The organism is Thermostichus sp. MS-CIW-38, assembly GCF_054058415.1.
The window spans coordinates 1-24660 of the sequence record NZ_JBSSAH010000005.1 but is presented as its reverse complement, the minus strand read 5'-3'; the positions used below and the strand labels follow the sequence as shown (position 1 = coordinate 24660).

Here is a 24660-nt window from a genome sequence, read left to right as displayed (position 1 = left end):
GAGGAAAGCAGGCATGTTCAAGCGAACCACCTGGATTCTCCTGGGTTTGGCGGTGGCCTGTTTGCTGGGCTACTTCCTCTTGGACAACATCCGGCAACTGCGTCAGGAGCAACAGGCGGAGCGAGCGCGGCTGTTCCACTTTGCCACCGACACCATCGCCCGCATTGAAATCCGCCAACAGAAAGAGGGGGAACCCGTTCGCGGCAGCGGTGCGGAGTACTTGGAAATCCTTTTGGAGCGCAATCCAGAAGAAGAGGGATCCCGCTGGCGGATTGTCAGTCCCATTCAGTCAGCGGCGCTGGACTTCCCCATTGAGCAGTTGCTCAACACCTTCTCCCGCCTCACCCCCCAAATCACCCTAGAGGGGGCCACCGACCTAGCCGCTTTTGGCCTGGATCAGCCGCGACACCAAATTGCCCTTTTCCCCAAGGAAGGGGATCCCTACCGCCTAGCCATCGGCAACGACAACTTCGATGGCTCCGGCTTCTACGCCCAGCCCGAAGGGGGACAGGTGGTGCTTCTAAGCAGTGCCCAGAAGGGATCCCTGTTGCCCTCCCTACTGGCTTTGCGGGACAAGACTTTGCTTCGGTTTGACACTGCCGAGGTGAAGGCCCTGCAAGTGCAGTTGGCAGAGGCGGAGCCGGAAGTTGTTCGCCTGCAGCGGCAAGACGTTCGCGCCAGCGGTGCGGAGCACTTTACTTGGCAGATTGTCCAGCCCAGAGAGCTGCCTGCCGATGAGATCAACGTCAACCGCTTGCTCAATACTCTGGCCCGCCTGCAGGCCGTGGAGTTCCCCGCCGAGACCAAAGACGAGCTCGCCCCCTATGGCCTGGAGCAGCCTTCCGCCCGCCTGACGGTGGAGCTGGAGGGCGGCAAAACCCTGAACGTCGCTTTGGGATCGGAGAAAGATGGCCAGGTGTACGTCATCACCTCTGAGCACCCGGCAGTAGCCACCTTGCTCACCTCCACCGCCGATATTCTCCGCTCCGACTTGGAAGAGCTGCGGGATCACCGCATTGCCCGCCTCAACGCCAACCAAGTGGGCCAAGTCACCTTAGAATCCCAAGGGGAAAAGGTCACCCTCACCCCTCGGCCTTCAGAGAAGGGATCCCTGGAGCTGCGCTGGGAAAACCCGGAGCGACCGGGCCAGCCTGTGGATCTCGGCTCTCTGTTCTCCAGCCTGAATGCTGCCCGCGCCAAGGAGTTTGTGGAACAGGCCGACGCGGAAGCCCAAAGGGTGTTGTCTGAGCCCGACCTACGGCTGACCTTTGAGCCCAAACCCGACGCCGAGCAGGATCCCTTAACCCTGACCTTGGCCGCCTCTGGCTTGCGGGCCTACGTGCAAAGCAGCCGCCAGCCGGACATTGCCGTGATCGAGCTGAGCACCTTCAACAGCCTGGAAACCGAAGTGAATCGCCTCTTGGAGGGCCAGCCGGAGAGCAAGGACTCTGCCCCACTCACGCGACCAGATCCCACTCCCTCGCCCTAGAGTTCCTAGAGCCTTAGCCAGCAGAGGTAGCTGTCTTCTCCTCCGCGGTTTGGGTTGCTTTTTTCAGAGCTTCCCCTTGTATCGTCAACACCGAGCAGGGAGCGCGGTGCAGCACGTAGTTGCTAACGCTGCCCAGAAACAGCTCGCTCAGGCCGGAGTGGCCGCGGCGGCCCACCACCACCAAGTCCGCATCCCAAGAGCGGGCCAGATCGCAGATGACCCGACCGGGGTTGCCGTAGTTGAGGGTGTACTCAGCGCGGATCCCGTGCTCAGCCGCTTTCTCCACCAGCGAGCGCAGGTAGTCCATCTGGTTTTGCTCGAAGATGGCACATTGCTCCCGATAGGACTGCCACAGCTCGGCGCTGATGGTGGAGCTGTAATCTACCCCCAGGATCATCGGCGGCTCTGGGGCGCCCGGCTCTTCCTGAGACAGAACATGGAGAATCATCATCTGCGCCTGCATGGCCTTGGCCACTTGGACGGCCTTTTGAAATACTCCCTGGCTCAGCTCCGACCGATCCACTGCCACCAAAATCCTGCTGAACATATCGGCTTCCTCCAGATGGCTAACAGCGGGGCACAAGGCAGAAGCAGCGTGACTTCGGGGTTGACCTCTGACCCCTTTTCCCTCGACTCCAAGCTCCCCTCTGCTCTGCCCCACCTATCTGTGTTGTAGAAGATTTGGGCGAGAAAACCCCAGATATCTTGAACGAACTAGGCAGATTGGCAACGAAAGTTCAGAGATCTTGACACCGGTCAGAAGGCATCGCCTTGAGCTGCCCACTCCAACACCGCCTGCAGCGCCTCGGCCTGCTCTTGCCAGACTTGATCGAGGGGAGTGCCCCGCAGGATTTCCAGCGTTAGGGTTGGGATGTGCCGTTCCTGCCCTGCCCAAGTGCCCAGAGAACCAGGGGTAGGGTAGCCAATGTCGGCGGTAATGGGCAAGCCGTTGCAAGCGGCCATCACCTGGGCCAGCTCAAGGGCAGGGCCGTTGTAGTTCACACAGGGGTGCGCCTGGCAGGAGTGGGCAGAAAGGATAAACTGGGGCTGAATCCGGGCCAAACTCGTCAACAACACTTGCGTTTCGGGCTCGGAGCCTGGGGCCGATCCGGGCGGATAGCGAGCTTCCAAAGAGGCCGGGATCCAATCTTGGGTGGGCAGATTGCGGTTGAGATCCACACCGTTGGCATTGAGACGTTGCCCCAGGGCACAGCCATCCGGGTTCAAGCGAGGGATTGCCCATAGGGTCGCTTTCCCGGCCAGGGATCCCCATTTCCCAGAAGCCACATAGCGCTCGATCAGGGCATAGCCCTCCACCTCATCCCCATGTACCCCGCCGATCAGCAGCAAGGAGCGGCTCCCTTGGGTGAGCTGCCAAAGGTGAATAGGACGTCCCTGCACCGAGTAGCCGATGGCCTGCAGGGATCCCAAGGGTTCGCCAAGTTTTTGAGACATGGGGGATCCCGGCAAGTCTCACAACCTCTAGAACGGGAGATCGTCCGGCTCCGGTGGGGAAACCACATCCCCCTCAGAGGATTCCACAATCGCCGGTTCGCCCATCCCCGTCAGAGAGAGGACGCGAGCGGATCCCAGCTGATGGACACGGCGCGCGGTGATCTCGGCCAGCTTTTCCTTGCGCCCATCTCGCTCCACCACATTCATGTGCAGTTGGCCTTCCACTGTGATTTGGTCGCCCACATGGCAGGTGTCCACCACCCTTTTGGCCAGTTCTCCAAAAGAGGAAACGCGCACCCGGTAGGGCGGCTCATCCGGGCGCAAGCTGGGAAAGCCAATCACCAAGGACGCAACAGCTAAGTTATCAGGGGTGTAGCGCAGCTCTGGCTCAGACAGAACCTCGCCCATCAACACAATCGAGTTCATAACGGAGCCATCCAGGGATAAGGGGCAGCTCAGCGCACTTCCATCATGCCCGCAGGCGGGGATCCCGTCAAACCTAGCCGACGCGGAGAGTCATGTGGCGCAGCACACTCTCGTTGATGCGCAGGTTTTTCTCCCAGGCAGCCACCGCATTGGGTTCGGCTTCGTAGTTGAACTGGATGTACAGACCCTCCTTGAACTTTTTCATCTCAAACCCGGCAAAGCGGCGCTTGCCCCTATTGGTAATCTCCACGTGGGTTACTCCGTTCTCTCGCAGGATTGCCTCCTGACTGCTGAGCAGTTGTTCGAGGGGTTCATCTGACAGATCAGGACGCACAATCAGCATCGTTTCGTAAGCGCGGGGCATGGAAGCGAGTTCTCCTTGAGGATCCAGTTGTAGAGATGCAGTAGACTATACTAGCTTTTCTTTCCTGCAACCGAAAAGGCCGCGGCTCAATCCCCACACCTCCATACTCTGGCCGCAGCGGCAAATGCAGGTGAGGCTGCTCACAAGAGGGGATCCATTGTCCGATACAATAGGGATTGCTTCATTGGCCGCTGGTTGGCCCGGCCAAGACACGCTGAATCGAGAGTTGGGATTCCAAGCATGAGCGCAGACGAAGTTTACAGCCGTGTTCGTAAGATCGTGTCCGATCAACTGGGCGTGGAAGATGACAAAGTGACCCCAGAAGCCAATTTCCAGAACGACCTGGGGGCCGACAGCCTTGATACGGTGGAGCTGGTCATGGCTTTTGAAGAGGAATTCGACCTGGAGATCCCCGATGAAGATGCAGAGGGGATCGCCACCGTGCAAGACGCTGTTAACTACATCCTCTCGAAGAAAGCTGCCTAGTCTGCCCCCAGTTCTGACTCTATACCCCCGGGCTAACACCGGACGATGGCTACCACAGATCCCGCCACTGCTTACAGACCAACCCGCCGCGTTGTGATTACGGGCCTGGGTGCGGTCACCCCTATCGGCAACTCTCCTGCCGAGTTTTGGCAGAGCTTGCTGGCAGGGCGCTCCGGCATTGGGCCGATTACCCATTTCGATGCCTCCCGCCACGACTGCCGTATTGCCGGAGAGGTGAAGGGATTTGATCCCCTCGACTACTTGGATCGCAAGGATGTCAAGCGCACCGACCGCTTTGTGCACCTGGCGATGGCGGCCACCCGGCAAGCCTTGGAGGACGCTGACTTTCGCATCACCGCTCTCAACGCCGAGCAAGTGGGGGTGATCTTGGGCACCGGCATCGGCGGCATCCGCGTCTTGGAAGAGCAGCAGACCATCTATCTGCAGAAAGGGCCGGATCGCTGTAGCCCCTTCATGGTGCCCATGATGATTGCCAATATGGCTGCGGGTCACCTGGCCATTCATTTTGGCGCCAAAGGCCCCAATTCCTGCACAGTTACGGCCTGTGCCTCTGGCTCCAACGCCATTGGCGATGCCTTTCGGCTCATCCAGAGGGGAGAGGTGCAAGCGGCGATTACAGGTGGCACGGAAGCGGCGGTTACCCCTTTGTCCATGGCGGGGTTTAGTGCCATGAAGGCCCTTTCCACCCGCAACGACACCCCGGAGCAAGCCTGTAGGCCCTTCGATCGGGATCGGGATGGCTTTGTCATGGGGGAAGGAGCAGGGATCCTGGTGCTGGAGGAGTTGGAGCACGCCCGCGCCCGCGGGGCCAAGATCTATGCGGAGATAGTCGGCTATGGCCTCACCTGCGATGCCCACCACATGACCAACCCTGCCCCCGGCGGCGAGGGAGCGGCCCGGGCGATGCGGCTGGCCCTCAAGGATGCCGGGCTTCAGCCTGGGGATGTGCAACACATCAATGCCCATGCCACCAGCACCCCTGTAGGGGATATCGCCGAGGTCCAGGCCATCAAGTCGGTCTTTGGCGAGCATGCCCCCCGTTTGGCCATCAGCGCCACCAAGTCCATGACCGGCCACCTGTTGGGGGGAGCGGGCGGCATTGCCACGGTGGCCACAGCTTTGGCCATCCACCACGGCTGGGTTCCTCCCACCCTCAACTTGGACAACCCCGATCCCGAGTGCGAAGGGCTGGATTTTGTCCCCCACAAGGGGCGGCAGATGGCTGTCGAGGCCGCTTTGGTGAATGCCTTTGGGTTTGGTGGGCACAACGTCACGCTGGCCTTGCGCCGCTACTCTCCCGCTTGAAGGGCTTGGCCTATGTCTTCTCCCGAAAGTTCACTGCCCTCAGTTCGCCAACAAGCCTTGGCCGCTTTGACGGCGGAGCTGGCGCAGCAGGGTCACCCGCCCGAATATGCTCAGCACATGGCGGCGGCGGTTATTTTTCAAGCGGATTTGGATCTGTGTGCAGCTCAATTGGCGCGGGTGCTCAGTTGGCTGAAGCAAAACCATCCTCAGCTCTATCCAGAGGCAGTGCAATTGGTGGACACCACTCGGGAAGAGTTCGAGCGTCGCGTCCAAAATGGATAGACAAGCCATCTGCTTTGATGCAGTTGGGTTGCGGTCGTTAGCAGAGGGTGATGTCCCCCCTATGGGACTGCAAGGGGTGATCTTGAGCTGGAGTGGAGTGGTGGCCGATGACGAGAACTTGCACCTGCAGGCCATCAACCAACTGCTGGTGGAAGAGAACCTGCGCCCCTGGAACCTCTGCTGGCCTCAGTCGGGATCCCCTGGGCAGCGGGAGCTCTATCGGCTGCAATACCTGGGCCGACCGGATCGAGAGCGCCTGCCGGCTCTGTGGGGGGATCAAGGGCGGGTGCTCAGCCCCAAACAACTGGAAGAGCTGCTGAAACGCAAGGCCCTATACTACCGACAGGCTTTGCAGGGGCAGAGGGAATTGCCTCTCATTCCCGGTTTGGCGGAAACTTTGGAGACGCTGGAGCGGCTGCAACTGAAGGTCGGCCTGCTGTGCGGCCAATCGGCAGCCGAGGTGACCGCTTTTCTGGAGCGTTTCCAGTCCTGTTGCCCGGCCCTGATACGGTTGACCGATGTGGGCTCCTATCGAGTGACGGGGGATGATGCAGGCCCAATATTTTCCCCAGGACACTTGCACCGCCTGCTTTTGCAGCGGATGGAATTGCCTGCCCAGGCGTGTTTGAGCATTGAAGCCACCTACTCCGGCATTCAGGCAGCCCGTTCGGCAGGGATCCCGGTGCTGGCTCTGGCCACCTTCTTTCCTCTGCACATGCTGCAGCGGCGGGCCAATTGGGCGGTGGACGGCTACCATCAGGTGGAATGGGATCGCATCCGGAACTGGTTTGCCGGCGGGCAAAACCGTCCTTCGACCCCAGTTGAAGCAGAAGCGGAGGCCGGTTCCTTCAAGGGATCCCAGGGAGGTCAGCCCCAGCCCTAGGGCAGGATCAGCATGCCATCCCCAAAGGAATAGAAGCGATACCCCTGGTCGACGGCCTCTCGGTAGAGATCCAGCAGCCTTTGCCGCCCGATCAGCGCAGCCACCAGCATCATCAGGCTGGAGCGGGGCAGATGAAAATTGGTGACCAGTCCTTGAATCACCCGCCAGGAGTAGCCGGGGTAGATGAAGAGATCGCTTTTCCCCTGCCAAGGCTGCAAGGTGCCAGAGGCTGCCGCGGTTTCCAAAGAGCGCACCACAGTCGTTCCCACCGCGATCACCTGCCCCCCGCGGGCTTGGGCTTTTTGGATGGCTGCCACCGTTTCTGCCGGCACCTTGAGCCACTCGCTGTGGAGACGATGCTCGGTTACCCGCTCCGCTTCCACCGGTCGGAAGGTACCCAGGCCGATGTTCAGGGTGATGTAGGCGGTTTGGATCCCTTTTTGGGCCAGCCGCTCCAGCAGCTCCTGGGTAAAATGCAGCCCTGCCGTGGGAGCAGCCACCGAGCCGGGGTGTTTGGCCCAGAGGGTTTGGTAGTCTTGAGGGCGAACCTGTCCGGAAGCCTTGATGTAGGGAGGAAGCGGGATCCGGCCCACCTGTTCCAGGATTTCCTCAAAAGGTTGCGCCCCTTCCCACTCAAACTGCACCACTCGCCCGCCGGTTTCCAGATCCAAAGCCAGAACGGTGGCCCTCAGCCCAGAGGGGGATCCCTGCTTGCTCCAAAAACCAATCCGATCCCCCACCTTCACCCGTTTGCCCGGCCTGACCAAAACCCGCCAGTTCCACGCCTGATCCGGCAGAGGTTGGGCGGCGGCAGGGATCCCTTCCAGGCAAGGCTCCAGCAGCAACACTTCGACCCGCGCCCCAGAGGGTTCCTTAGCCCCGAACAGGCGGGCCGGGATCACCTTGGTATCGTTGAGAACCAGCAGATCCCCCTCCCGCAGGTAGTCGGGCAGATGGCAGAAGCGGCGATGCTCGTGCCTATCCGGGTACACCACCAGCATCCGCGCCTGATCCCTGGGCTCCACCGGCGTTTGCGCAATCCGATCTGGAGGGAGGGTGTAGTCGTAGGAAGCTGTGAGCAGATCCGGATTGGGTTCCCTATCGCCCAAAGGCTCAGCCTCACCGGGGGGAGCGGCAGCAGGCGAAAAAGAGTCAGGCATGGAGATGAATCAAGATGGGGTTCTACGTGGATCCAGCATAGCCAACCGGATCCCGCCAACCCTCTCCCTTTTGAGGGAAGCAGCTAAACCTTGGCCACCACCACCTGCTGCGGCTGATCCTGATACTTGCCAGCGCGGTCGGCGTAGGTCACTTGGCAGGGATCCCCTTCCAGAAAAAGAAGCTGGACCACCCCTTCGTTGGCGTACACACGGCAGTCGGCGCTGGAGGCGTTGGAAAACTCCAGGGTGAGATAACCCCGCCATCCCGCCTCAGCGGGCGTCAGGTTGGCAATCAGGCCCACCCTGGCATAGGAAGATTTGCCAATGCAGATCACGGTAATGTTATCCGGAACTTGCAGCCGCTCCAAAGACACCCCCAACCCATAGGAGTGGGCCGGGATGATAAAGTAATCCCCCATCTCGTCGTGGTGCAGCTCCACCGCTTCCAGATTCTTGGGGTTAAACCGCTTGGGATCCACCACCGTGCCGGGCACATGGCGAAAGATCTTGAACTCCACCGGCGACAGGCGGATGTCGTAGCCATAGGAGGACAGCCCGTAACTCAAAACAGGCCGAGACTCAACAGCGCGCACCAGCTCAGGGCAGAACGGCTCGATCATCCCTCGCCGCGCTTGCTCACAGATCCAGCGGTCGTTTTTTAACATGGATGCAGCCGGTTCCCTAGGGAGTGGGGGGAAAAGCAACAGTTACCATATGTACTGTTTCTGTCAGCTTCTGTCAGCGGTGCGGAGCAACATGGGCTGCTGTAGGCATAGCACCTGTGCCGCTGACTTGAGGGGGATCCAGAGAGCAGGCAAAATTCGCATCGGCAGTGCGCAGCCCTGGGCCTGGGGTTCCACGTAGGCGCAACTGCGTGATCAAGTCGGCCCGCTCCAGAAACGAATCTGGCATCTCCGGCCCGGTGATCACCATGTCCATGGAGATGGGGCGTTGGTCGATTAAGCTCAGCACTTCCGCTTCTGAGATCAGGCCCAACTTCACAGCCAAGCTCAGCTCATCCAACACCACCAAGTCATAGCGGCCACTCCTGACAGCCTCCTGGGTAAATTGCCACAGCTCATCCAATGCCACCCGCTCCTCAGGCTCTAGGTGAGGTGTATCGATGCACCGGTGCAGGCGACAACGAACCCACTCCAAGGATCTGCCCAGGGAGAGACGATTTTTGGGCCCCTGATTGATCCCACCCTTGAGAAATTGCACGATCAGCACCCGCGTTCCCTGGCCTGCCAAGCGCATCGCCTGAGCCATGACGGGCGTAAACATGCCTCGGCTGGGGTGGGTGTAAAGCTGCAGGGATCCCTGGGGAACCAACTGGGCGGAGAGGGATCCATTCTGCTGAAGGAAAAGCTCGCCGGCAGCAGGGCTGGCTTGAGCCGCAGGCTGTTTGGCGCGGGCTACAGGAGCGGCATCCTTGGAGGAAGGCATAGGATTTGGAGAAGCAGTGCAAACCACGTTCTATCTCGCGAGCAGGCTAGAGAACACGGCCCTAGGTTACAAGGCCTACAAGTGGTGGAGAGCGTCGGCTATGGATTCCATGAAACACCACCTGTGCGTATCCGTCAATGAGTCGGTTCTGCTTCTAGCTGGCATACAAATCATCCCCAATAGAGTAATAGAAAATACAATCCTTGCCCATCCTAGCCTTTTGGCACAAGAGGCAATACCTGAAAAGCTTTGACAGGGGATCTCAATAAAATTTCAGGCCTAGCCCAGAAGCTTGTGTGTGGGGCTATCTCACTTGAGTATAGAGGTGCTCTATAAAAATTTGAGAAAAAGATCAATTTCTTCCAAATAAGATTAACTCTCACAAACAGGAATGCCAGTACCAGCAGCCCACCCACGAGAGAGGAGCAAGGGTCAACCTACCCCAAAAGCCTTGTCCACCAGGAGAGATAGTCATTTTTAAAATAACTATACATTTGGTCGGGAGCCGGGTAGGCCTACACATTAGCGAACATTCGTAGTAGAGAGAATTGTAACCAAAAGTCCAAGGAGTTAATTTCTAACCTCGAGAGTGAAGAAATATAAATTCGTCAATCATCTTCGTCAAAAAATGGATTATTGACAATACTTTTTTGAAAACCAGCATCTGATTTAGCAGAAGCGTAAAGAATTGCGTGCCTTTTATACTCTGAGGTCGTCTTCTTCAAGAGATCGCCTCTTTGATCATTTTTCTTACCGGTCTCAAGGCCAATGTTTTCTACTTAATTTAATCTCTATTTCTTGAGAAATGAGCATTGGGCGTTCAGTTTGGATCCCATTTAAGATTGACCTGCACAAGCTCCGGAGCTTTGGGTGCCGAGATTGCCGGGATCCCATTGCGCAATCAAAGCCTGCGCAATCAAAGCCGAGTCCTTCCTCTGGCGGGGGGAGAGATCTTTTTCTTGAGAAGGTAGATCCAATCCTGGAGAATACCTGCCCCCTCCTCCAATCAGCCAGGAAGCCCGGGGATCCCACCCTCGATCCCTGGATCAAAAAGACACTTCCTGCCAGTACGAAAGGCTGCCTTTGTTCTCTGCTACCGACTTGGACTTGGGAAAAATCCCAAGCCATTGTGAACTCGGGGTGTACGCCGCCGGGAGGGACTGGGATCCGTCTCACTGTTGGGTGGGCTGGCTTCTGGGTGCCGGTGTTCCCAATTGACGGCCTCTCCCCCCAGCACCAAGGTGGAAGCATTGCCCCCATCCAAGTTCAAGGCATGGCGACAGCCCAATTGCTGCATCAACTGCGCCATCTCCAGCAGGGTAAGCCCTTGGTTTTCCTGGGCATTGCCGGCGGTCACCAGCAGCAAATGTCCGCTGTCCAGTTGGCCAATGGCACTGCGGGCGGCTCGCTGCCTGCGAAAGAGGGGTTGAAATGCCTCCAATCGGGCATCCAAAACCACCTGCCCATCCAAGAGCAAGAGCGGCCCTGCCCCTAGGATGTGGGGATAGACCTCCAGCTCGGGCGGATCCAAGCGCAGATGAAGGCTGAGGCGATCCCCAGGAACCAGCTTGCGGGCTTCTAGGGCACCTTCTAGCCCCCGCCCTGCCAATACATACCCCTCACTGGGAATCTGTACCGTTAAACTGCCGGCCAGGCCAGCCACCAGAATTTCTTGCACCTGATCCTGCCGCACCATCACGAGCATTTCGTCGTCCGTTTGGGTGGTGTAGGTGGATCCCCAGTCGGGGGTGAACTGGGAGATGCCGGGCAGGATATAGCCTGTATTGATGCCCACCACCGGGATCCGGTCCCCAATGGCATTGCGCAGCTCTGCTTGCATCTGCAGACGGGCAAAGCGCACGGATCCCCCTTCTTGCCCTGCCGTCCCATCCGACCAAGCGATGACCCCACGGCCCAAAGTGGGGCTGGAGATCCAGCGGCCATCCCGACGAATCGCCCCCAGCGGCTGACGGGTGTTGCGGTTGAAAAACCCACCGTTAATGGCGGCTACTGCTCCCTGTTCGGGGCCAAAGGAAGACAGCTCCCCCAGACCCACCAGCCCCGCAGGTGCAGCCCAGATAGGCCGCAGTTGGCCCGCTGCGAGAGAAACCACCACGATGGAAACTGGGATCCGATTGTCCTCAATCCAGACTTCCTTCTGGTACAAAGGGATCCCTTGCACCACCCGCACCGGCTGCCCGCCAAGGGCCATCTGAGCTTGAGCAGCCACGCTGGGCAAAAAGAGAGCAGCAGTGCAGGCTAACCCCCAGCCCATGACCCAGGCGCTCAGCTTGGTTTTGGACATGTCTTCACGTCTTTAGGGCTTCACCATTGTCATTGGGAGATGATTATCCCCCTGCGGCAAAGGTTCCCATCACAATGAGCGACAACAGGATCCCGGGAAAGAGCAGCGTCACCAAGATCAGCAGTTCGGATAGGGTCATTGGGGAATGCTACCTACTTAAGGATTGAGCCAACACAGCAGCCCTAATTTTCACCCTAGCGATCCTATGGAAGTGGCCCAGGATCCCTTTGGGATCCCTTAACACTCGATCACCGGTTTTTGCGGCTGCCCGTGCATGCCATCTCTCGCTCTGCCGACAGTATCCTGGCAAGGGGAAAGCCTCATCCAACGGTTCCTATGGGCATCCAAGGCAAACGCATTGCCGTCGAACCCGGCCATCTTCGCCCCTGGCTCAAAGAGGCTGTTTTGGCGGGGGGCGGCGAAATTGTGCCCCTGGCAGAAGCAGAAGCCTTGGTCTGGGCCGATGCCTTTGATGTGCCTGGCCTGAAGCGTTGTCTGGCGGAAGGGAAAGGGATCCGCTGGGTGCAGCTGCCCTGGGCAGGGGTGGAACCCTTTGTTCGGGCAGGGGTTTTGCATCCTGCCTATGTGTGGACTTGTGGCAAGGGGGTCTATGCCCAGCCAGTGGCGGAACATGCCTTGGCCTTGACCTTGGCCGGCTTGCGCGACTTGAAGATCCGCGCCTTGGCCCAAACTTGGCAGGAGGGCTCCGGTACCAGCCTCTGGGGTAGCCGTGTGGTCATTTTCGGGGCCGGGGGCATCGCCCAAGAGTTGATCAAGCTGTTGCAGCCTTTTCAATGCTCCGTCGACGTGGTGCGTCGCAAGGCGGATCCCTTGCCGGGGGCCACGCGGGTGGTGACACTCGCGGAACGGCAAACGGTGTTGGCAGGGGCAGATGTGGTGATCCTGGCTTTGGCCCTCACGCCGGAAACCGAGGGGATCATCGCCCAAGCTGAGTTGGAGCAGATGGGATCCCAGTGTTGGTTGGTGAATGTGGCGCGAGGAAAACACATCGTGACCCCCGACTTGGTGGCCGCCCTGCAGCAGAGGGTCATTCGCGGGGCTGCCTTGGATGTTACGGATCCCGAGCCCCTACCGGATGGGCATCCCCTCTGGAGCTTGCCCAACTGCCTGATTACCCCCCACACTGCTCTTACCGATGCCATGATTGTCCCAGCCCTCTCTAAGCGGGTGCGAGAAAATGTGCGGCGCTTCCGGGCCGGGGATCCCTTGCTGGGGGTGGTGGATCTGGCTTTGGGGTACTGAGGCCCCCAGTCCCTCCCTTTTGAGGAGCCTGGGATCAGAAACATTTGACGCCAAACCCTACTGCGGAGCCATCTCCTGCACGCGGGCAGCAATGGCCTCTGCCATCTCCTGAGTGCCGACGGGATCCCCTGTGGCCAGGTCATAGGTGACCTGCTTGCCCTCGGCGATCACCGCCTGCACCGCCGCCTCCACCCTTGCGGCAGCCTCCCGCTCTCCTAGGTAGCGCAGCATCATCGCCCCGGAGAGGATCAGAGCGCAGGGGTTGACTTTGTTTTGGCCGGCATATTTGGGAGCAGAGCCGTGAATGGCCTCAAAAACCGCAATGCCGTCGCCGATGTTGGCCCCCGGCGCCACCCCCAGCCCGCCGATCATCCCCGCGCACAAGTCGGAAATGATGTCCCCATAGAGGTTGGTGAGCACCAGCACATCGTAGAGCTGCGGCTTTTGCATCAGTTGCATGCACATGTTGTCCACGATGCGATCTTCAAACTCGATGTCGGGGTACTCCTGGGCCACCTCCCGCGCCACCTGCAAAAACAAGCCATCGGTGAATTTCATGATGTTGGCTTTGTGCACTGCCGTCACCTTCTTGCGGCCATTCTGGCGGGCGTACTCAAAGGCAAATTTGACAATGCGGCGGCTGCCGAAGTCCGAAATGGGCTTGATGCCGATGGCGGATCCCTCGCGGATGGGTTTGCCGGAAAGGCGCATCATTTCCTCCCGCGCCTGGATGGCTTCCGGCGTGCCCCGTTCAAACTCGATCCCGGCATAGAGATCTTCGGTATTTTCCCGCACCACCACTAGGTCGATGTCTTGAAAAGGGCTTTTGACACCGAGCATGGATTTGGCCGGGCGCAGGTTGGCGAAAAGATCCAGCTCCTTGCGAATGGCCACGTTGACCGAACGAAAGCCAGTACCTACGGGAGTACCAATCGGCCCTTTGATCGCCACTTTGGTTTCCCGAATGGACTCCAACACCTGGGGTGGCAAGGGGGTGCCGTATTTCTCGATCACCTCCACTCCTGCTTCTACCGGGATCCATTCGAACCGAACCCCAGTAGCCTCCAAGACCGTGGTCATCGCCTTGGCCACTTCCGGGCCAATGCCATCCCCAGGGATCAAAGTCACACGATAGGCCACAGATGCTTCTCCTCGCAGTGTTAACGACAGCGCAAAAACTCCGCCTTGCCAGCGTGAGAGGATCCCCTACAAACGGGTCAGACAACCGGGGATCCGTTGAGCTTAAACGACTATAGAACAGGTTGAGACTGAAAATGCTGCGTCTGCTACCTCAGAAAAGGGGGGGCTAGCCGCAAGATCGGGGACTCGGCGGCAGAGGGACTCGCAGCTCTACAACTGTGCCACTGCCAAAGCGGCGATTACGCCAAGCAATGCTTGCCCCGATCAACTCGGCTCGGTAGCGCATGTTGAGCAACCCGTGTCCATGGCCAGACGGCTGGGCGGGATCCACCCCACTCTTGGACGCCGGCATACCGCAGCCATCGTCGATGATCTTCAGCTCCAAGTGGGTGTAGGGAGCCTGAGGGTTGATAGAGGAACCGGCGTCCTGTTGCGCCTTGGGCTGAATGATGAGATCGATGCGCCGTGCCCCCGCGTGTTTGACGATGTTGTTCAGAGCCTCCTGCACGATGCGGAAAATGTTGCTCTGGCAGGTGGGGCTGAGACGGGAGAGCAGGCCATCGGCTTGGTTGTCGAAACGGGTGAGGAGAGGATGGGGGGAACGTTGGGCGGCCCGTTCCAGGAGACTGCGCAGAGCCGGGCCAAGGTTAAAGGCCCGCATGGCCGTCGGCTGCAAATCTTCCACGATCCCGCGCAATTCGGCCATGGTCTCTCGCAGTTGGGCGCTCATGGCCCGCAACTGAGCCTGTCCGGCTGGGCCAATGGTCGGATCGCCGGATAGCTCTTGGATCTGGCGAGACAAAGCTCCCAGATCTGCCAAGGTTTGGTCGTGCAAATCGGCGGCCAACCGACGACTTTCCGCCTCTCGCCCCTCGGTTAGGCCCCGCAAAGCTGCTGCCGTCGCCTCCTGACGGCGAACCTGCTCGTAGAAAGAGGCCCGCTGCAAGGCTACTGCCGCAATGTCCGCCAGCGCGTTCACCAAGTCCGTATCTCTGGGGGAAAATCCGGCGGCTTCTGAGGCGATATCGGCGGTTTTGCTTCCCCGAACTGCCGGCTCAAACGGCGGCATGAAGGCGCAAAGCACCCCGGCCACCTGGCGAGCATCGGTGACTATCGGCACACCCAACAGGGAGCGGATGCCCTTTTGCAGCAGATGGCGGCGGGCGTGGGCAGACAATGGGAAGGTGTTGACATCTGGAATCAGCAGCGTGTTCAGGTGGCTGTAGCAATTGACCCAGAGGAGCTGGCTTAGCTCAGGGGGCAGCGTCTGTCCCCTTTGGGAAGGGATCCCCGGCTGACGGCAATACTCTTGGATGATGGCCAGAGGTTCTGCAGGAGCGCCGGCCAAGGGTTGCTGAGCCAAAGGACTCCGTCCCGCCTCTGGTGGGGCTGTTGCTCTGCCTACGGCAGGGGAAGGGGAACCGCAAGGCTGTCGCGACGAGGCTGCGAACGGCTCATGGCCACTGCAGGGCGCCACAAAACTGCACCGCTCAACCTGCAAAGCCTCTGCCATGCCCTCGAGGGCAATCTGCACCACCTCCTGGGGATTGTAGGTGCCGCTGAGGCGCTGGGCAATCTGGCGCAAAAGGCTTTCCCGCTGGGCAGAGCTACGGGTTTGCTCGTAAAGCCGCGCTTGCTTGAGGGCGATCCCCGCCTGCTCGGCCACGGCTTCTGCCAACTCCAGATCCTCCGGCTGCCAAGGACGAGGGGTCAGGGAATCGCTGCCAGGGTAGCGGATTAGGGCAATGCCCCCCAACAGTTCTTGGGGCCTGTCCGGATGCTCAGAAGCAAATAGGGGCACCAACAACAGCCCACTCCCCTGGCTCTGAGGCTTTAGATCGGCCCAGGACTGAGCCGTCTGCGGCTCCGGCACCACCACAGGCCCCCTCAAGGTGGCGAGCAAACTGGCCCCCAAGCGCAACTTGGCTCGAATCGTCTCCGGCAAGTCCGGCGGGATCCCAGGCTCAACCCAGGGGCAATCTGGGGATCCCACCAACGGCCCCCTTGTCGGCAACAGAGTGTCCAGCAACGACTCCGTCCCGCCCACGCGAACGGTGGGGGAAAGCTGCGGCGCATAAAGGCCAACAGGGTGTAGCAGCTCCTGCTCCGGCTGCCAGAGGGCCAAGATACACACATCTGCCTGAAAAGCCGCCCCGATCTGCTGGGTGATCGCATGGAAGAGGGTGGTGGGCTCCAGGCTGGAGCGAATCGCCGCCGTGATCGAGTGCAACAGAGCCAGCCGTTCCGTCTGCTGATGGGCATGCTCGAACAGGCTGGAACGGGTGAGGGCAATGGCCAGTTGAGAGGCCACCGAGCGCAACAGCTCGATCTCCTCCGGCTGCCAAAGGTGGGGTGTGGTGACGTACACTCCCAACAACCCAATCATCTCCCCTGGCTCTGCAGCCAAACCGGGCCGTCCCCCATCCTTCCCGCCAACCTCCGAAAGCCCTACTCCTGCCGAGCCCACCGACTGCACCGGGATCAGCACCGCCGAGCAAGCCTGCAGCGCCTGGAGAGCGGCCAACCCCTCTGGGGTCAGGAGATCTCGATCCGGCAGCAGAGGCAAGGCTATTTGCACCACCTGCCCCGTCCGCAGGCGCTCGCACAGCGAGCCAAAGTCCTGGATCCGGTACACCTCTCCTAGGGAGGGGGTTAGCCCAGGGCTCAGGGCCTCATGGCTGACCCGAACCGTCTGCTGATCCGGGCTGAGACTGTAAAAACAGCAGCGGCTCAGCCCCTTCACCCCTTTCGAGAGAAAGGCCTGCTGCAGCTCCTTCAGGGCAGTGCTGACGATTTGATCCCACTGCAAAAAGCGGTGAACAGTGCTGGTGATGCGGTTGAGCAGCGCCTCCCGCACCGCCTGCCGTCGGCTGCGCTCCAGCAGCTTGGCATTGATGATGGCGCTGGCGATATAGGAACAGAGGAACTTCACCACTTCCAGAAAGCTGGCTTCCAGAGGTGTCCGGCTCAACAGAGCCAAAGCCCCCAGCCGCTCCTCCCCCCGGTTAATCGGGTAGGCAACAAAGCCTCGCAAGCCATTGGCCTTCACCCACTCCGGGGCGGGCATCCAGGCTTCTTGGGCGGGATTGTTGCTCAAAAGCGGCAGCCCCTCCTGGGCCACCCGTCCCAAAGGGCTGTCGTCAGGATAGATCCGCTGAATTTGGTCGTGAGCAGGACTGAGCAGGCCGGCATGGGCCACCGACTGAAAACATCCTTCCTGCGGGTCGAAAAACCAAAGGCGAGCTGAGGCTGCACCCAGACGATCCACCATCTGCCGTACCAAGGTCTGGGCCAACTTGAGCACACACTGCTCCAGCTCCCTCGTCTCTACAGAGTCCGAAGAGGATGGGGAAGATAACTGAGAAGAGAGCAGCACCAGTTCTTGGACAATTTGGTTTGCAGCCTGTAGCTGGCGTGACAGCATGGGATCCCGATTGCGGCAGCGGTGCGGAGCACTTTCAACAGAGGCAACCGAAGGCATGACAGCAAGAGATGGGCTTCCATCAACAAGGAACCAACTTCTGCACAGCCTCTAACCGCCCCAAAGCCCAGCCCCGCCGCTGGAGAAGGGCAAAAGATTCCAGCAAATCCGGCCCCTGCAGATCCCCTGTCAGGGCAGCCCGCAAACTCTTCATCAGCAGGCCCTTTTTCATGTTCTGGCCCTTGGCCACCTGATCCACCAGCGGTTTTAAGCTGTCCGCCGAAACCTGGGGCAGCTCGGCAGCAGCCAACGTGGTGGCCATTGCAGCCATAGCCTCTGCCACCCCAGGCAGGCGCAACTGTTCCAGAGCTGGCAACGTGTAGCTGAGGGGCTCCTGAAACAAAAAGCGGCTGAGCGGAGGAGCCTCTGCCAGGCGGTCGATACCATCGGCAATCAGGCGGGCCACATCTTCCAACCAGGTGGGATCCGGCACCTCGGAAAGGTCAAACCCTGCCGCCTGCCAAAAGGGGGTGAGCCGCTCCACCAGTTCTGGCGGGGAAAGCCGCTTGATGTACTGGCTGTTGATCCAGTTGAGCTTGTCCCAGTCAAAGCGGGCAGCCGCACGGTTAACCCGGTCAAAGTCGAACAGCGCAGCCGCCTTTTCCAGAGAGAAAAGCTCTTCCCCATCTGGAGGAGACCAACTGAGCAAGGCCAAATAGTTCTTGAGAGCTTCTGGCAAAAAGCCCAGCTGCTGGAACTCCGTCACCGAAGTTGCCCCATCCCGTTTGGAGAGCTTTTTCCCTTCCGGGTTCAGGATTAAAGGAGAATGGGCAAACTGGGGAGGTTCGTGGCCAAGAGCACGGTAGAGCAAAATCTGCTTGGGGGTATTGCCGATGTGATCTTCGCCGCGAATCACATGGGTGATGCCCATGTCGATGTCATCCACCACCACCGCCAAGTTGTAGAGAGGGTAGCCATCCGCTCGGGCAATGACCATGTCTCCTCCCAAGTCCTGGGTGTTCCAGGTAATGGGGCCGCGAATGAGATCCACCCAAGACACTTCCAGGGGCTCCTCGATTTTGAAGCGGATCACCGGCTGCCGACCCTCGGCTTCGTAGGCCCGTCGCTGGGCTTCGGTGAGAAAGCGGTGGCGGTTGTCGTAGCGGGGGGCTTTGCCGGCGGCCTTCTGGGCAGCGCGCATCTCCTCCAGCTCCGCCTCGCTGACGTAGCAGCGGTAGGCCAACCCTCGATCCAGAAGCTGCTGTACCACCGCTTGATAGCGCTCGATGCGCTTGGATTGGTAGATCGGCCCTTCGTCCCAGTCTAGGCCCAACCAGGCCAGGCCCGCCAAAATGTTGCGGGTGTAGCGGGGCAAAGAGCGGTCGCGGTCGGTGTCCTCGATGCGCAAAATGAACCGGCCACCGTGGCGACGGGCATACAGCCAGTTGAACACTGCCGTTCGGGCGGTGCCGATGTGCAGATTTCCGGTTGGGCTGGGGGCAATGCGAACACAAACACTCACAGGTCTAAGGATCCCAAGCAGAGCATCCTGATCCTAGTCGGCGGCGAGATCCTTTGTCATGTTGGCCCTCCATTGGGTTGCAGGCGGTTGCCAATTGAGGCATTTCGAGTAGAATCCGCTCTAGCCGCCGGTCAAAAGGTAGGCTGCACGGGGATCAAGGTTGATTGGCAACGTCCAACCCCCCCTTTTTTCCGGTGTTGAGGAAAAGCTGTAGCGCAGGAGGAATCCCAGCACATGCGTCTGACTTCGGCCATTCTTCTGGGTTGTCTGTCCGCCGGGATCCCGATTGGATCCGCCTTGGCCCAAATTGCCTATCCTTCCTATCCGGTGGGAGATGCCCTGGATAGGATCCTGTTGGATACAGGCAGGAATGTGGATCCGGTCATTTTCCCTGAGGAGGTGGTGCGCTCCCAGGCCCGGCAGACCACCGCCTTCTTCACCACGCTGCTGAACCAGCGCACCAACATCCCACCCCTGCGCTCGCTGGATTTGCCCAGTCCCTATCAGGCTTCGGTTCGTACCCAGGCCGGGTACTACCGCGTGACCCAGACAGAGCCCGTTTTGGATTTTGAAATCTTGCGCTAGGCAGGGCAGGTATTCGGGGCCTGTTCCAGCGCCGGCCTGTTGCTGTTGCCAAAACGTTGTGTATGAAGCTCCGTTCTACTGCTGCGCGGAAGAAAGCTAGCTAGGGCGGTGGTTGTGCCCTGGTCGGCGTGGCGGAAAGGGCAGTGACTGCCTGGCGGTTGCCTTAAAGCTGTTCACCCAGGAGGGCATGGTTTTTCTCAGCGAAACAGCTCCCTGGAGAGGCGCTCCGCCGGCGCAATCGGACAAGAGGGAACTGGGGAAAGTTGTGTTTGTGAGAGCCTTCATCCTATGGCCCGCTCGCGCGGACGGTAACTGCCTCTCCGGTCAGCGAAAAAGCTCGCGTGGCGGTAATGCGCACCGGCACCAGGGATCCCTGCAGTTGCTCCGGATCCCCTTCGAAGAACACCAAGCGATTGCCGCGGGTACGCCCCATCGCCTGGCGGGGGTTTTTCGGGTTGGGGCCTTCCACCAGCACCTCTTGCACCTGGCCTAGGAGTCGGGCACTGCGGGCGGCGGCCACCTCGGCCACCAGTCGGTTCAGCCGTTGCAGGCGGTCGCTTTTTTCCTCCTCGGGCACTTGGTCGGGCCACTCAGCGGCGGGGGTGCCGGGACGAGGGGAGTAGGCGGCGGTGTTCACTTGGTCAAAGCCAATGTCCTGCACCAGTTGCAGGGTTTCTTGGAACTGAGCTTCGGTCTCTCCCGGGAAGCCGACAATGGCATCGGCGCTGATGGCGGCTTCGGGCATGTATTGGCGGATGAGCTGGATGATCTGGCGATAGCGCTCGTGGGTGTAGCCGCGCCGCATCCCCTTGAGCACTTCGTTGCTGCCCGCCTGGAAGGGGATGTGGAAGTGCTCGCAGACTTTGGGCAGCTCGGCGCAGGTGGCGATCAGCTCCTCGGTAAAGTAGCGCGGGTGGCTGGTGGCAAAGCGAATCCGTTCAATACCTTCCACCGAATGGACGAAGCGCAACAAGCTGGCCAGGTTGGTTTTCGGATCCAGATCCCGTCCGTAGGCATCGATGTTCTGCCCCAGCAACGTCACCTCTCGATAGCCTGCTCTGGCCACGTCTTCGATTTCGGCGCGGATGGCCTGGGGCTGGCGGGACTGCTCTTGCCCTCGCACCCGCGGCACGATGCAGTAGGTGCAGCGCTCGTTGCAACCGTAGATAACGTTGATCCAAGCAGTGACCTGGCTGTCGCGACGGGGCTTGGTGATGTCTTCTGGGATCTCAACCGGCTCGGTGGCCACCACCTGGTTTCCGGCTTCCACCTGCGCCAACAGATCCCCAAGGCAGTTCACGTACTGGGGGCCCATGACCAGATCCAGCTCAGGGACGCGGCGCAACAATTTCTCCCCTTCCTGCTGGGCCACACAGCCGGCCACAATGAGCTTGATGGCCGGGTTCTTGCGCTTGCGCTGTGCCTGGATGCCCAGGTAGGAATAGACCTTTTGCTCAGCATTGTCGCGGATGGTGCAGGTGTTGTAGAGAACTAAGTCCGCCTGCAACTCATCTTCGGTGGCCACATACCCCAGGGACTCCAGGATCCCGGCCATGCGCTCGGTATCGGCGCGGTTCATTTGGCAGCCGAAGGTGATGGTGTGGTAGGTGGGAGCAGCCATGGGAAGAAACAGTACGAAGAACCACCATCTTCGAGCTTAGCGGATCCTTAAAATGGCTGCGGGGCTTGAGACTCCAACAGTTAATCTAGCTAGATAGAAATTCCTACACCGGCAAAGGCTCATGTTGCCCAAGCATCGTCCCAAGCAACTGTCGCTGGGCCCTCTGGAATCGGAAATCTTGGAGATCCTCTGGGATCTGGGCAGCGCCAGCACCCGTCAAATCCACGAGCGCATCTTGGCCGATCCGGATCGGGAGCTGGCCTATGCCTCTGTGACTACAGTTTTGCAGCGCTTGAGCCAGAAGGGCTGGGTGAGCTGTGAGCGCCGCACCGATCCCCAAGGGCGGCATTTGCCGATGCTGTGGCGGCCTCGTCTTTCTCGTCAGGAAGCGGCCAGCCTCAGGGCCTTCACCCACCTGCAGCAGTTTTTGGCTGTAGGGGATCCCGATACGGTGGCAGCCTTTGCCGATAGCCTGGATCAGGCCAGCGTGTCCCAGTTGCAGGCGATTGCCGAACGGCTGCGGGCAGCCCGTCAAGCCAGGAGGGATCCGCGATGAGCCACTTGGGCATGTTATTGCTGGGCTTGGGCCTCAGTTGCCTGTGGCGAGCCCAGGTGCGCCTGGACAGGAGTGGGGGATGGGGCCGACGTTGGCAGCGGGCTTGGATCCACTTCTTGCTGCCCCCGCTGCTGTTGCTGACCACTGCTTTGGCCTTGGCCTGGATGGGGCCGTGGGGACAAATGGCCGGAGCGGGGGGCTGGTTCTGCTACGGCTGTGCCCTGCTGTTGCTGGCTGTGGCTGGCGGCGTGGCCTTGCACTGGATTTGGGAATACTGGCGCTCCTATCGACGCGCCCACCTGCAAGCTCTGGCCCAGGTGGATTTGCATGGCTCTCCGGCCTACGTGCTGGATTTGGAGATTCCTTTTGCTGCTCAAGTGGGGGTGTGGAATGCCCAGTTGGTGGTCAGCCGCGGCCTGCTGGAGCAGTTGGATGATGAGCACTTGCGGGCTGTAATCGCTCACGAAGAAGCCCATCGCCACTACCGCGACACCCTGTGGATGTTTGGGGTGGGCTGGCTGCGACGCCTCACCGGCTGGCTGCCCAACACCGAGGCCCTCTGGCAGGAATTGCTCACTCTGCGGGAACTGCGGGCGGATCGCTGGGCGGCCCAACGGGTGGATCCCTTGCTGTTGGGAGAGGCCCTGCTGCAGGTGGTGGGCTATGGCGTGGTGGAGCAACCGGCGGCGGCCTGGGTTGGCTTTGCAATGGCCGTGAGTTCAGACTCAGGGCAACGGCTGCAGGAGCGTATCGATGCCCTGCTGCAGCAGGCAGAGTCAGGGCCCGTCGATCCCCTACCCCATTCTTCTTCCATTCGGGGTTGGGCCTGGTTGGGGTTGTCCCTATTGCCTTTGCTGGCGATCCCGTTCCATACCTGAAGATTGACGGCGATTCCTCAACCAAATTGTCCTTGGGTTGGGGAAGCGAGCTTGAAAAAAAACCACCAGTTGACGCCCAAAGCCTGAGATCTGCTTTGCAAGCAGAATGGGATACTCTAGGTCAGGTTTTCTGGACTTCTAGGGACTTACAGCAGTGCAAACCAACTCTTCCCTTTCTGAGGCGACCGGGTCGGCGTGTGATCCCCTCACGCGGGCGCAGATCCTCATCGAGGCTTTACCCTACATTCAGCAGTACCAGGGCCGCGTTATTGTCATCAAATACGGCGGCGCAGCCATGGTGCACCAAGAGCGACGGGCCGAGGTGCTCCGAGACATCGTCTTTCTGGCCTGTGTGGGGATCCGCCCGGTGTTGGTGCATGGGGGGGGGCCGGAGATCAACAGTTGGCTACAAAAACTGGACATTCCCTTCAAGTTTGTGGATGGCTTGCGGGTTACCGATGCCGCCACCATGGAAGTAGTGGAGATGGTGTTGGTGGGCAAGGTTAATAAGCAGATCGTCCAGCTCATCAGCTTGGCCGGCGGATCGGCGGTGGGGCTGTGCGGGCGAGATGGCAACTTGATCAAGGCGCGATCCCAGGGCCGGGCGGAGATTGGCTTTGTTGGGGAAGTGAGCAGCATCAACCCCCAGTTGCTGCAAACCCTGTTGGAAGGTGGACAGATTCCGGTGATCTCCAGCGTGGCTGCCGATGAGACAGGCCAAGCCTACAACATCAACGCCGATACGGTGGCGGGAGAACTGGCGGCCTCTCTGGGGGCAGAAAAGCTGATTTTGCTCACCGACACCCCTGGCATTCTCCGGGATCCCCAGGATCCCAGCTCCCTGATTACCCTGCTGGACATCGAGATGGCCCGCCAGCTTATCCAAACAGGTGTGGTCAGGGGCGGCATGATCCCTAAGGTGCAGTGTTGCATTCGCGCCCTGGCACAAGGGGTGCGGGCGGCCCACATTCTGGATGGGGGATCCCCTCATTCCCTATTGCTGGAGCTGCTGACCGATGCCGGCGTGGGCACCAAGCTGGTTCCTTCTCAATTTGCCGCCCAGTTGGAAGGGCTGAACAACGGATCCTGCTAGGCTTCCTTGATGAAGCGCAGGATCTCCCGCACATGGCCGAGAAACTGGCTATCCACACTGAGCTGAGCCACAGCTTGGTGGGTCTCCTGGCGCAATTGCCTGTGCTCCAGCTCGTTGCTGGCCCGGAACTGTTCCAGTTGGGCTTTGAGCGCGGCCAGCTCCTGCCGCAGGTAGCGCCGGGTTTCTTCCTCCTGTTGGGCCCAAGAACCGGGCTTGCCGGGATCCCATTGCTCCTGCAACTGCTCGACTTGGCGTGTCAACTGCTTTATCCGCTCGGCCAACTCGATGGCATCTTCGCGAGGGATCTGGATTTGCCCTTGCAACTGGGCCAAGCGGTCGGCCAAATACTCGTAGCCCCGGATGGCCGGGCGCAGAGCCGTTAACAACACCGCAGCCACGGCGCTGGGGTAGCCAATGGGGGTGACTTGCCCAACGGCCAAGCCATAGAAAGCCAGAGCCGACAGCCCATGCAGGGCAATGGCCACGCGCAACGACCAGCGGCTGAGCTTTTGTAGGAAAGCCAAGGTTGAATCTTCCACCGGGATCCCTCGTTCCTGAGACACAACCGCCTCCTGCTGAACGGCCTTGGCCTGAAAGTAGAGGTTCCAGGGAAGGGTGACGATCACCACCAGCCACCAAAAGCTGGCGATCCCAATGGCCCAATCGGCCAGCTCCCCAATAGGTAGCCCAAAAGCCCGCAACAGGCCAAACAGGATCCCGCCGCCGATCAACAACAGCAGCCCCGCCACCCAAACTGGGAAAAAGATTTTCGAGTAAGACACGGAGTAAGAGGTTGAGTAAGACATTGCCGGTTTCTCCTCATCAAGCTGCCTACAGCCTGCCCGAACCGAGCGGCCAGAAGCTCGTAAACTACCCGACTCCGACCGCTAAGCGGTACGGAGCGGGCTTTCAGTAGCCCTGAGCCTGCTCTGCTCTGCCAGAGAACAAAACAGGCCCGA

Annotated in this window: 23 protein-coding genes; 10 read left to right on the top strand and 13 right to left on the bottom strand. The window is 59.9% G+C overall.

Annotation, left to right across the window (positions count from 1 at the left end):
- The first annotated feature begins 13 nt into the window (after positions 1-13).
- A complete protein-coding gene (locus tag ACVWXZ_RS03020; RefSeq protein WP_457482131.1) occupies positions 14-1489 on the top strand; it encodes a DUF4340 domain-containing protein in 1476 nt (491 codons plus the stop codon).
- A gap of 13 nt (positions 1490-1502) precedes the next feature.
- On the opposite strand, the gene ACVWXZ_RS03015 is transcribed toward ACVWXZ_RS03020, so the two are convergent.
- The 4 genes from ACVWXZ_RS03015 to rpsF form a co-directional block, all read right to left on the bottom strand.
- On the bottom strand, positions 1503-2036 hold the full coding sequence (locus tag ACVWXZ_RS03015) for a universal stress protein (RefSeq protein ID WP_414343284.1): 534 nt from the start codon (positions 2034-2036) through the stop codon (positions 1503-1505).
- 209 nt (positions 2037-2245) lie between these two features.
- A complete protein-coding gene (locus ACVWXZ_RS03010; protein WP_457482130.1) occupies positions 2246-2944 on the bottom strand; it encodes a M14 family zinc carboxypeptidase in 699 nt (232 codons plus the stop codon).
- 27 nt (positions 2945-2971) lie between these two features.
- The gene (locus tag ACVWXZ_RS03005; RefSeq protein WP_414332102.1) at positions 2972-3370 is read right to left on the bottom strand and encodes a single-stranded DNA-binding protein; all 399 of its coding nucleotides are present in this window, start codon (positions 3368-3370) and stop codon (positions 2972-2974) included.
- A 73-nt stretch (positions 3371-3443) separates the two neighbouring features.
- Complete coding sequence (rpsF, locus tag ACVWXZ_RS03000; RefSeq protein WP_011433268.1) at positions 3444-3734, bottom strand: 30S ribosomal protein S6; 291 nt, start codon at positions 3732-3734, stop codon at positions 3444-3446.
- Between the two features lie 240 nt (positions 3735-3974).
- Here rpsF and ACVWXZ_RS02995 point away from each other — a divergent pair, with 240 nt between their 5' ends.
- From ACVWXZ_RS02995 to ACVWXZ_RS02980, 4 genes are all read left to right on the top strand, one after another.
- Positions 3975-4220, top strand: coding sequence for an acyl carrier protein (locus ACVWXZ_RS02995; RefSeq protein WP_041436540.1), 246 nt, complete (start codon positions 3975-3977; stop codon positions 4218-4220).
- A 45-nt stretch (positions 4221-4265) separates the two neighbouring features.
- Positions 4266-5546 carry a beta-ketoacyl-ACP synthase II gene (fabF, locus tag ACVWXZ_RS02990; RefSeq protein WP_414419164.1) on the top strand — a complete coding sequence of 427 codons (1281 nt, stop codon included), beginning with the start codon at positions 4266-4268 and terminating at the stop codon, positions 5544-5546.
- A gap of 12 nt (positions 5547-5558) precedes the next feature.
- Positions 5559-5828 carry a hypothetical protein gene (locus ACVWXZ_RS02985; RefSeq protein ID WP_414350639.1) on the top strand — a complete coding sequence of 90 codons (270 nt, stop codon included), beginning with the start codon at positions 5559-5561 and terminating at the stop codon, positions 5826-5828.
- A 61-nt stretch (positions 5829-5889) separates the two neighbouring features.
- Positions 5890-6711, top strand: a complete 822-nt coding sequence (locus ACVWXZ_RS02980; protein ID WP_457402519.1) for an HAD family hydrolase — start codon at positions 5890-5892, stop codon at positions 6709-6711.
- Here the strand turns inward: ACVWXZ_RS02980 and queA are convergent.
- From queA to ACVWXZ_RS02960, 4 genes are all read right to left on the bottom strand, one after another.
- Positions 6708-7871, bottom strand: coding sequence for a tRNA preQ1(34) S-adenosylmethionine ribosyltransferase-isomerase QueA (gene queA / locus ACVWXZ_RS02975; protein WP_457441714.1), 1164 nt, complete (start codon positions 7869-7871; stop codon positions 6708-6710). The two genes, ACVWXZ_RS02980 and queA, sit on opposite strands and share 4 nt — an antisense overlap.
- A gap of 83 nt (positions 7872-7954) precedes the next feature.
- A complete protein-coding gene (dcd, locus tag ACVWXZ_RS02970) occupies positions 7955-8536 on the bottom strand; it encodes a dCTP deaminase (protein ID WP_011433274.1) in 582 nt (193 codons plus the stop codon).
- A 73-nt stretch (positions 8537-8609) separates the two neighbouring features.
- Positions 8610-9317, bottom strand: a complete 708-nt coding sequence (locus ACVWXZ_RS02965; RefSeq protein ID WP_457441716.1) for a cob(I)yrinic acid a,c-diamide adenosyltransferase — start codon at positions 9315-9317, stop codon at positions 8610-8612.
- 1093 nt (positions 9318-10410) lie between these two features.
- On the bottom strand, positions 10411-11622 hold the full coding sequence (locus tag ACVWXZ_RS02960) for a phosphodiester glycosidase family protein (RefSeq protein ID WP_457441718.1): 1212 nt from the start codon (positions 11620-11622) through the stop codon (positions 10411-10413).
- 336 nt (positions 11623-11958) lie between these two features.
- Between ACVWXZ_RS02960 and ACVWXZ_RS02955 the strand changes: the two genes are divergently transcribed.
- Positions 11959-12885, top strand: a complete 927-nt coding sequence (locus tag ACVWXZ_RS02955) for a D-isomer specific 2-hydroxyacid dehydrogenase family protein (protein WP_457441720.1) — start codon at positions 11959-11961, stop codon at positions 12883-12885.
- Between the two features lie 57 nt (positions 12886-12942).
- Here ACVWXZ_RS02955 and ACVWXZ_RS02950 read toward each other — a convergent pair whose 3' ends face one another.
- The 3 genes from ACVWXZ_RS02950 to gltX all read right to left on the bottom strand — a co-directional run bounded on the left by ACVWXZ_RS02950 (position 12943) and on the right by gltX (position 18968).
- Complete coding sequence (locus tag ACVWXZ_RS02950) at positions 12943-14025, bottom strand: isocitrate/isopropylmalate dehydrogenase family protein (RefSeq protein ID WP_457441722.1); 1083 nt, start codon at positions 14023-14025, stop codon at positions 12943-12945.
- 166 nt (positions 14026-14191) lie between these two features.
- The gene (locus ACVWXZ_RS02945; RefSeq protein ID WP_457441724.1) at positions 14192-17449 is read right to left on the bottom strand and encodes a GAF domain-containing sensor histidine kinase; all 3258 of its coding nucleotides are present in this window, start codon (positions 17447-17449) and stop codon (positions 14192-14194) included.
- A 79-nt stretch (positions 17450-17528) separates the two neighbouring features.
- Complete coding sequence (gene gltX / locus ACVWXZ_RS02940; RefSeq protein ID WP_457482129.1) at positions 17529-18968, bottom strand: glutamate--tRNA ligase; 1440 nt, start codon at positions 18966-18968, stop codon at positions 17529-17531.
- Positions 18969-19202: 234 nt separating this feature from the next.
- On the opposite strand from gltX, the gene ACVWXZ_RS02935 reads away from it, so the two are divergent.
- The gene (locus ACVWXZ_RS02935; protein ID WP_414356105.1) at positions 19203-19553 is read left to right on the top strand and encodes a hypothetical protein; all 351 of its coding nucleotides are present in this window, start codon (positions 19203-19205) and stop codon (positions 19551-19553) included.
- A 286-nt stretch (positions 19554-19839) separates the two neighbouring features.
- Here ACVWXZ_RS02935 and miaB read toward each other — a convergent pair whose 3' ends face one another.
- Positions 19840-21174 (bottom strand): tRNA (N6-isopentenyl adenosine(37)-C2)-methylthiotransferase MiaB, encoded by a 1335-nt coding sequence (gene miaB, locus ACVWXZ_RS02930; protein WP_457482128.1) that lies wholly within the window; start codon positions 21172-21174, stop codon positions 19840-19842.
- A gap of 121 nt (positions 21175-21295) precedes the next feature.
- Here miaB and ACVWXZ_RS02925 point away from each other — a divergent pair, with 121 nt between their 5' ends.
- From ACVWXZ_RS02925 to argB, 3 genes are all read left to right on the top strand, one after another.
- Positions 21296-21730: a BlaI/MecI/CopY family transcriptional regulator gene (locus ACVWXZ_RS02925; RefSeq protein WP_414423600.1), complete on the top strand. Its 435-nt coding sequence runs from the start codon at positions 21296-21298 to the stop codon at positions 21728-21730.
- Positions 21727-22608: a M56 family metallopeptidase gene (locus tag ACVWXZ_RS02920; protein WP_414418523.1), complete on the top strand. Its 882-nt coding sequence runs from the start codon at positions 21727-21729 to the stop codon at positions 22606-22608. Before ACVWXZ_RS02925 ends, ACVWXZ_RS02920 begins: the two co-directional genes overlap by 4 nt.
- Before the next feature lie 154 nt (positions 22609-22762).
- Positions 22763-23701, top strand: a complete 939-nt coding sequence (gene argB, locus ACVWXZ_RS02915; RefSeq protein WP_457482127.1) for an acetylglutamate kinase — start codon at positions 22763-22765, stop codon at positions 23699-23701.
- Here the strand turns inward: argB and ACVWXZ_RS02910 are convergent.
- The gene (locus ACVWXZ_RS02910) at positions 23698-24507 is read right to left on the bottom strand and encodes a hypothetical protein (RefSeq protein ID WP_414355708.1); all 810 of its coding nucleotides are present in this window, start codon (positions 24505-24507) and stop codon (positions 23698-23700) included. The genes argB and ACVWXZ_RS02910 overlap by 4 nt on opposite strands.
- Positions 24508-24660 lie beyond the last annotated feature (153 nt).

Excerpts from the sequence above, each read along its gene's own strand:
- ACVWXZ_RS02920 (WP_414418523.1), top strand. The coding sequence starts at position 21,727 with ATGAGCCACTTGGGCATGTTATTGCTGGGCTTGGGCCTCAGTTGCCTG.
- ACVWXZ_RS03010 (WP_457482130.1), bottom strand. The coding sequence starts at position 2,944 with ATGTCTCAAAAACTTGGCGAACCCTTGGGATCCCTGCAGGCCATCGGC.
- queA (WP_457441714.1), bottom strand. The coding sequence starts at position 7,871 with ATGCCTGACTCTTTTTCGCCTGCTGCCGCTCCCCCCGGTGAGGCTGAG.
- ACVWXZ_RS02945 (WP_457441724.1), bottom strand. The coding sequence starts at position 17,449 with ATGCTGTCACGCCAGCTACAGGCTGCAAACCAAATTGTCCAAGAACTG.
- ACVWXZ_RS02910 (WP_414355708.1), bottom strand. The coding sequence starts at position 24,507 with ATGTCTTACTCAACCTCTTACTCCGTGTCTTACTCGAAAATCTTTTTC.
- ACVWXZ_RS03005 (WP_414332102.1), bottom strand. The coding sequence starts at position 3,370 with ATGAACTCGATTGTGTTGATGGGCGAGGTTCTGTCTGAGCCAGAGCTG.
- ACVWXZ_RS03020 (WP_457482131.1), top strand. The coding sequence starts at position 14 with ATGTTCAAGCGAACCACCTGGATTCTCCTGGGTTTGGCGGTGGCCTGT.
- ACVWXZ_RS03015 (WP_414343284.1), bottom strand. The coding sequence starts at position 2,036 with ATGTTCAGCAGGATTTTGGTGGCAGTGGATCGGTCGGAGCTGAGCCAG.
- ACVWXZ_RS02960 (WP_457441718.1), bottom strand. The coding sequence starts at position 11,622 with ATGTCCAAAACCAAGCTGAGCGCCTGGGTCATGGGCTGGGGGTTAGCC.
- ACVWXZ_RS02980 (WP_457402519.1), top strand. The coding sequence starts at position 5,890 with ATGGGACTGCAAGGGGTGATCTTGAGCTGGAGTGGAGTGGTGGCCGAT.
- rpsF (WP_011433268.1), bottom strand. The coding sequence starts at position 3,734 with ATGCCCCGCGCTTACGAAACGATGCTGATTGTGCGTCCTGATCTGTCA.
- fabF (WP_414419164.1), top strand. The coding sequence starts at position 4,266 with ATGGCTACCACAGATCCCGCCACTGCTTACAGACCAACCCGCCGCGTT.
- ACVWXZ_RS02955 (WP_457441720.1), top strand. The coding sequence starts at position 11,959 with ATGGGCATCCAAGGCAAACGCATTGCCGTCGAACCCGGCCATCTTCGC.
- dcd (WP_011433274.1), bottom strand. The coding sequence starts at position 8,536 with ATGTTAAAAAACGACCGCTGGATCTGTGAGCAAGCGCGGCGAGGGATG.
- ACVWXZ_RS02965 (WP_457441716.1), bottom strand. The coding sequence starts at position 9,317 with ATGCCTTCCTCCAAGGATGCCGCTCCTGTAGCCCGCGCCAAACAGCCT.
- ACVWXZ_RS02995 (WP_041436540.1), top strand. The coding sequence starts at position 3,975 with ATGAGCGCAGACGAAGTTTACAGCCGTGTTCGTAAGATCGTGTCCGAT.
- ACVWXZ_RS02935 (WP_414356105.1), top strand. The coding sequence starts at position 19,203 with ATGCGTCTGACTTCGGCCATTCTTCTGGGTTGTCTGTCCGCCGGGATC.
- miaB (WP_457482128.1), bottom strand. The coding sequence starts at position 21,174 with ATGGCTGCTCCCACCTACCACACCATCACCTTCGGCTGCCAAATGAAC.
- ACVWXZ_RS02985 (WP_414350639.1), top strand. The coding sequence starts at position 5,559 with ATGTCTTCTCCCGAAAGTTCACTGCCCTCAGTTCGCCAACAAGCCTTG.
- ACVWXZ_RS02925 (WP_414423600.1), top strand. The coding sequence starts at position 21,296 with ATGTTGCCCAAGCATCGTCCCAAGCAACTGTCGCTGGGCCCTCTGGAA.